This is a genomic window from Pirellulales bacterium (assembly GCA_035533075.1).
In the GTDB taxonomy this organism is placed as follows: Bacteria; Planctomycetota; Planctomycetia; order Pirellulales; family JAICIG01; genus DASSFG01.
The window spans coordinates 25,821-32,681 of sequence record DATLUO010000099.1 but is presented as its reverse complement, the minus strand read 5'-3'; the positions used below and the strand labels follow the sequence as shown (position 1 = coordinate 32,681).

General features: G+C 65.5%; 6 protein-coding genes. All 6 read right to left on the bottom strand.

The features are described 5' to 3' along the window. Positions 1–256: 256 nt before the first annotated feature. The 6 genes from VNH11_13290 to mdh all read right to left on the bottom strand — a co-directional run bounded on the left by VNH11_13290 (position 257) and on the right by mdh (position 6,805). Positions 257–1,027, bottom strand: coding sequence for a hypothetical protein (locus VNH11_13290; protein HVA47337.1), 771 nt, complete (start codon positions 1,025–1,027; stop codon positions 257–259). Between the two features lie 183 nt (positions 1,028–1,210). Beyond that, positions 1,211–2,272 (bottom strand): M28 family peptidase, encoded by a 1,062-nt coding sequence (locus VNH11_13285; protein HVA47336.1) that lies wholly within the window; start codon positions 2,270–2,272, stop codon positions 1,211–1,213. Then, complete coding sequence (locus tag VNH11_13280) at positions 2,269–3,648, bottom strand: hypothetical protein (protein ID HVA47335.1); 1,380 nt, start codon at positions 3,646–3,648, stop codon at positions 2,269–2,271. The genes VNH11_13285 and VNH11_13280 overlap by 4 nt, the downstream gene beginning before the upstream one ends. Positions 3,649–3,698: 50 nt before the next feature. Beyond that, positions 3,699–4,976, bottom strand: a complete 1,278-nt coding sequence (gene aroA, locus VNH11_13275; protein ID HVA47334.1) for a 3-phosphoshikimate 1-carboxyvinyltransferase — start codon at positions 4,974–4,976, stop codon at positions 3,699–3,701. Positions 4,977–4,996: 20 nt separating this feature from the next. Continuing rightward, a complete protein-coding gene (locus VNH11_13270) occupies positions 4,997–5,776 on the bottom strand; it encodes a PIG-L family deacetylase (GenBank protein ID HVA47333.1) in 780 nt (259 codons plus the stop codon). A gap of 87 nt (positions 5,777–5,863) precedes the next feature. Next, the gene (mdh, locus tag VNH11_13265) at positions 5,864–6,805 is read right to left on the bottom strand and encodes a malate dehydrogenase (GenBank protein HVA47332.1); all 942 of its coding nucleotides are present in this window, start codon (positions 6,803–6,805) and stop codon (positions 5,864–5,866) included. Positions 6,806–6,861: the final 56 nt, after the last annotated feature.

Below are 6,861 nucleotides of genomic sequence, written 5' to 3'. Positions count from 1 at the left end.
CGCACCGCTCCGCTCCCAACTCTTTTGCAATCCGCTCCATGTCCAAGCTTGTGCCCATAACTACTCCTTCGCGAAATCGCGAAATGCCAGGTACTCGTCGCCGATCACGAGCCCAACTTCGCCTTGCCGGGCCTCGCGCCCGAGTCGCCGGCAGAAACTCCCAAGTCGGCTGAGACAATCCGCATCGGCGATGTCTGCGGGGGTCGTGTAGCAGTGAATTACGACGGGTTGATCCCGGACGAGCACGCCGCCCATCTCATCGTCGCGCCAAACTCCCTTGGCCGGCGGAAACGCAGTCGCCCCGCCAAATCTCCTCGCAATCGCCGCGGCGGTCGTCGAGCGCCGCCGTCACGCTGGTGTAGCTGCCGATCTGCGGCTGGATGTTCTTCGGCACCCACTCGGCGAATGCGCGCGCCTGCTCGAACGGGTGCTTCGGCGTGCCCGACAACAGCTCCTTGGCCAGCGAGCGCACTTGCCGCGAACGGACCTGAATGCCGGGGCTGTCTTGCAGATAGGTCTTGCGCACGTCGGGCGGCACTTCCTGCTTGGCCGGGAACATCTCGGCCTGATAGGCAAAGAACTGCTTGAACAGCGTCATGCGGAAGCGGGCCACGGCGCGAATCATCTGGCCGCGGCCGATCTCGGCGGCCGAAAGCACGAGTTGCCCGGCCCCCTCGGCCAACTTGCGGATCTGGGCCTGGCAGCCGCGGGTGTCGATCGACGAATCGAGAATCTTTTGCTCCGGATATTCCAGCGGGGCCACGGTGGTGCTGGTGATGTCGCTCGCCGGGCCGGACCCCTCCAGCTCAATGCCGAGGGAGACGTCGTAGGAACGTGGTTCGAGATAGCCGGTCTCGCTCTCCGGCGGTTCCTTCCAGATCCACTTTCCATCGCCCACGACGGGAATCACGCTGTAGGCGGGCGGCGCGGCGCCGCCAACCATGCGCCGGCGCGGCGTATTGAGCACAGTCCCTAGGCCGGCTCCGCACGCAGCGGCGACAGTCCTGAGAAGATCACGGCGGTTCATGATTCACATTATGATCGCCGGCCGCTCAAGCGGGTAGTGATACCATTTGGCGCGATCGAAAGAAAACCTCTGTAGGGAACGGACTCCGTGCCGTTCCGCGAAGTGCGAGTCGACCATTTTCTGCACACTTCCCGGAACGGCACGGAGTCCGTTCCCTACAGAAGCGGCGTTCAAAAGCCTCGGTCATTCCCAAAAGAACCGCTGGACCCTGCGGGCCAGCGTGTCGAGATCGCCGCGCGTGGCAATCCGCGGCAAACCGATCACCTGTTGCACCAAGGGCAGCGCCGGACCAAACGCCTCGTGCAGTAATTCGATCTCCAGGGCAGTCGTGTCGACTTCGATGCCGGCCGGCCCCTCGGCGCGAGAAAGCTCTTCTTCGGCCAGCGAACCGATCAACGCCAACAGAAACTCGCATATCCGGGCCATCTTGACGTAGTTGAGCCGCTCAGGCGTGTCGGTCGGCTGATGGTAATGCGCCCATTGGCCGCAGGAGAGAAAGAGGTACGGCACGCCGTGAGTGCGGAAGACGTAATGGTCGCTCAAATCGCGATGCTCGCCCGCCGATTCGCCGGCCATCGACTCCAGTTTGCCGACGTTACGGTTCAATGTGGCGACGAGCGGCAGATCGGCCGGACGCGGCGTGCGGCGCACCAGTTCGCTCAATCGCGGATGGCTTTCCGCCCCCGTCATGAAGAGCAGGTTCGCGATCCGCTCGCGTGCAGGTCCGCTGACGGGCAAAGGCAGCGACACATCGTGGCCGACCAAGTCCATGACGACGGCGGCATGAAACCCGGTCGGCGGGCGGTGATCGTGGTAGAGCCGGACGGAGCCCATGTCGTCGCTCCAGTAAAACGGAGCTTCTTCGGCATCGAAGAGCGCCACGATCACATCGCGGGCGGGCGGTGCGGCGAGCAGCCGTTCCGCGGCGGCTAGCGCGATCGCAACGGCCGCCGCGTTATCGTCGGCACAAGGGGCGTCGAGAGCGCTGTCGTAATGCGCGCCGACGAGCACCGGGGCCGTGCCCGATGTCAGGCCGCGCACCATGCCGACCAGGTTGTGGAACTCGTAGCCATGCGTGTAAGGCAAGTCGAATGAATCGCCTCGATACGGCATGAGACCGATTTCGGCCATCCGGCCCAGCAGGTATCGGCGGGCGATTTCATGGCCGGCCGTGCCGACAAGTCTCCCATCGGCGATCGCCAAGGCCTCGACATCGGCCTTGAGCGCGTGTTCGAGCGAAGTCATTCCGCGGGCTCCCAGGGGCAACGTCGCACTCGCACGACAATATCGGCCGGCTGATTGGGAGGCTCTGACACGCCCCCATCGTCAACGCCGTTGCTGCCCACGCTGTAGACGAAGTATTCGGCGGGGTCCACACGATAGCGCAGCGACGCCCTGCTGAAGGGGTCGATCGGCAGGGCAGCAAGGTATTTCGGCACAATCTCGTCGAGATTTTGCGGCAGCCGCCCCTCGCCGCGCTGATACCGTTCGATGGCCACCGCCAGCAGCGTTGCCTTGCATTCGGCCTCGTGGCGGCTGGCGGCGTCGGGAACCCAGTCGAAGGCTCCCACAAGTAAGAGCGTGAGCGGACACTGCAGCCGCGAGAGCGGTGCGCGGGCGACTTGCTTCAACCGCAGGTCCGCCTGCTCGACCGCCGCCTTTCTGTCGATTCCCGACTTACGCATGGCAGCGATGATTTCGTCCATCGCTTGCAGGTAAACCACCTCGTCGCCAAGGCGCATCAGTCCCAGTCGCGAAGCCGGCGCTTCCGGACCAAGGGCAGTCGGATCGGCAAAGGTTTGAATGCCGATCGCCCGTTGGACTAGACATGCTCGATGCAGAGGACCGTCATAGTCGCAGTCCGATAATTCAGCGTCCATCTGAGCGAGCTGGTCCTCGTCGAGCCTGAGCGCCGAAAGCAGCCACGTGAGCCTGCGGCGGGCCACGCCGCCGAGCGCCATTCGCACCAACTGCGAGACGGTCAGTGGCTCTTGTTCCAGACTACGGGCGGCGGCGAACATGGCCGCGATCGACTCCACCGCCGCCTCCGGTCGCTTACGATGCGCGTGTACTGCCGACTCCAGCGCCAGCAGTCGCGTCCCGGCCCGAAGCTGCTGCAGGTGCGGCAAAGGCATTTCGATGCCATCCGCAAAGCGGGTAGGAAAACGGGCCCGGCCACCCTGCCGGGCCGCTCGGTGCATCTCATCCAACGACCGGCCGTATCTCGACAAGAACTGCTCGGCGGCTTCCAGTTGCGGCCACGGCTCACCCGGCCAAGGGATTGAGTCCGGTGAGTCTGGACCGCCTGCTACAAAGGGTAAGCCTTGGGCGTCGGACTGAAACTGGGGCGTATCGAGCGGCGCCAGCGCCGCCAGCCAGAGTTGCGTGGTGTCCTGGCCGGCCGGCGGGGCCTGATAGAACGCCTCGATCTCTTCGACGGAAACCGGTTCGCCGGCAGCACGAATGCGCTCCAACTCCGCGTTGAGACGTCGGTGGTTGGCGAACAAAGCGCCCGCGATGACCAGGATCAGCAGCAGGAGGAGCCCGCCAACGCCAATCAGCGCGATCAGGCCGGGTCCTATGCGCCAGCGTTGCGGAGGAGACGAATGCTCGGTTGCCATGGTCATTAGCTTGGGTTGCCGGTGATGTGCCGTGACGTCAAATCCAAAATTCACCCGAGCGCCCGCAAGTCGTCCCAAAAGCGCGGATACGTCTTGGCGGTACAGCCGGGGTCCCGAATCACAACCCCCGGCTGACGCAAGCCGACCAACGCCAGACTCATCGCCATGCGGTGATCCTGATACGTCTCGATCACCGCACCGTGCAGCGCCGCCGGCGTCAGGCGCAGGCCGTCGGGCAATTCATCGACCGTGGCCCCCAGCTTACGCAGCTCGACGGCCAGAGCGCCGATGCGGTCGGTCTCTTTGTGGCGAATGTGGCCCACGCCGGTGATCGTCGTCGGCCCTTCGGCAAACAGGGCCACCGCGGCCAAGGTCTGCACCGTATCGCTGATGGCGTTCATCTCGACGGCGACTCCTTTGAGCTTTCCGCCGCGAACGCGGATCTGGTCGGCGGCGGCGGTCACGCGGCAGCCCATTTTTTCCAGCACGTCGACGAAGGCCACGTCGCCTTGCAGGCTGTCGCGAGAAAGGCCCTCGACCGTCACTTCTCCGCCCGTGACCGCCGCGGCGGCGAAAAAGTAACTGGCGGCCGAAGCGTCGGGTTCGATCGCGTAGTGGCGTGCCTGGTAATGGCCTTGCGGCACGTGGAACTTGCGCAGTCCGTCGCTGGCCACGTTGACGCCGAAGGCATCCATCACCGCCAGCGTCATCCGGATGTAGGGTTGCGAGACGAGTTTGCCTTGGACGGTCATCACGACGGGCTGGGCCGCGTAGGGCGCCGCCAGCAGCAGGCCGCTGAGGAACTGACTCGACACGTCGCCGCGCACCGTTGCTTGGCCGCCGGAGAGCCCGGCGGCGCGAATCACCACCGGCGGGCAAGCGTGCGGGCTTTCCGCCGAGGCATCCACGCCCAGTTGCCGCAACGAGTCGACGAGATCGCCGATGGGGCGCTTGCGCATCCGCGGCGTGCCATCCAGCCGAAAGATTCCGTGGCCCAGGCCAACCATGGCCGCCAGAAAACGCACCGTGGTGCCGCTGTTGGCGACGTACAGCTCGGCGCCTCCGGCCGGCAGCCGGCCTCCGCATCCGGTGACTGCGATCTTGCCCGCATCGGGCCGCGCCTCGAGAGCGATGCCCAACCGTTCGAGCGCGGCGATCATCACGCGCGTATCTTCGCTGTCGAGCGCGCCGGCCAGCAGCGAGCGGCCGTCAGCCAGGGCCGCGCAGACGAGTGCGCGGTTGGTGATGCTCTTCGAGCCGGGCGGCCGTATCGAGCCGCGAACCGGCCCGCGGGGAAGAATTTCGATCTGGTCTCGTTCATCGTTCATCGTATCGATGGTACGGCCGATTACCGCACGTCTGGCTGGCGCGGCGCCTCGGCGGGCGTGAGGCCGAACAAGAAGTGCATCAGATCGCGCGTGCCGAGCGTGCGCGTGCTGATGAACAGCTCGCCCGCCTCATAGCCGGCCGCCTGGCCCTGCTGCATGGCGAAGGCCCGCACGCGCTCCAGCACATGCGCTTTGGCGGGAGGAAACTGCGTCTCGTAGCAACGGATGGCGGCCAGCTTAGTCTGCAACGTGTCGCCGATGTCGACCACCAAGTGCCCCGCCCCCGTCGGCAGGCCGAGCGCGGCAAAAGCCAGCGTGTAATAAAGATAGCCCGGCACGGTGTGGACCGGCAGACCGTCGAAATGTTCGTCCCACTTCGTCAACCGCGAATAGAACACCGCCGCGTCGGTGATCTGCATGGCCTGGTAATGGTCGGGCGAGGCCAGCGGCGTCTTTTCGCCGAAGCCCAGCACCAGCTTGGGCCGGTAGCGGCGAAACTCCTTGGCCAAGGCCACCCGCACCTCGAAGCTGTCGAACAGCCGGCGGTTAGTGAGGCCAAGCTGAATGCGGGTGGTTACGCCCAGCGTCTCCGCCGCCCGTTGGGCCTCGGCCAGCCGTACCTCCGGGCCGGGCGACAAGGGAGTCGGCTCGCCGTCGGTCAGATCGACGATGCCCACACGGTATCCCTGCCGGGCAAGCACCGCCAGCGTGCCGCCGCAGGCAATCTCAACGTCGTCGGGATGCGCGCCCACCGCGATGACATCAAGCTGGGTGTTTTCGGAGGAGCCGCTACTCGACACAAGCGTCTCGATAAAGTGCGTGTTAAGGAAAGTGGTGTAGGGTGGGGCAAGCTCGCTGGTCCCACCCTACGTTTCGTCGTCGCCGGCTCACGTCAGCTTCGCCATGGCGGCCACAAGTTCTTTCACGGCGATGACGCTCTTCTCGAACGCCTGCTTCTCGTCCGAGGTCAGCTCGATCTCGACGACGCGCTCCACGCCGCGACCGCCCAACACGACCGGCACGCCGACGAAGTAACCGCCCACGCCGTACTGGCGATCGCAGTAGGCGGCGCAGGGGATGAGCCGCCGCTTGTCGCGCACGATCGCCTCGACCATCTGGGCCACCGCGGCGGCCGGTGCATAGTAGGCACTGCCGGTCTTGAGCAGGTTGACGATCTCGGCGCCGCCGTTGCGCGTGCGGTCGACGATCTCGTCGAGGCGTTTCTGGTCGAGCAGCCGCGTGATCGGGATTCCGCCGACGGTGGTGCAACTTGGCATCGGCACCATCGAGTCGCCGTGCCCGCCCATCAGCAGGGCCGACACGTCTTCGACGCTCACGCCCAGCTCCATCGCCAGAAAGGTGCGATAGCGGGCCGTGTCGAGCACGCCCGCCTGCCCGACGACGCGCTCGGTGGGAAATCCGCTCACCTGCCAGGCCCGCTGCACCATGGCGTCGAGCGGATTGCTGACCACGATCAACACGGCCTGGGGGCTGGTGCGTTTGATCTCGGCGGCCACGGAGCCGACGATTTTGGCGTTGGTGCCAAGCAGGTCGTCGCGGCTCATGCCGGGCTTGCGGGGGATGCCCGCCGTGATGACCACCACGTCGCTGCCGGCCGTGTCGTCGTAGTTGGTGGTGCCCTGGATGGTGGCGTCGAAGCCGATGATGGGCGAGGCCTGCATCAGGTCGAGCGCTTTTCCGCGCGGCATGTTCTCGGTTTGCGGAATATCGAGCAGCACGACGTCGCCCAGTTCGGCGGCGGCGCACCAATGCGCGGTGGTGGCGCCGACGTTGCCGGCCCCGACGATCGTGATTTTCGCGCGACGCATAGAAGAATGATCCTTACGGCAAATTGACGTTGTAGACCGCTGCTCGTGAGTATGCG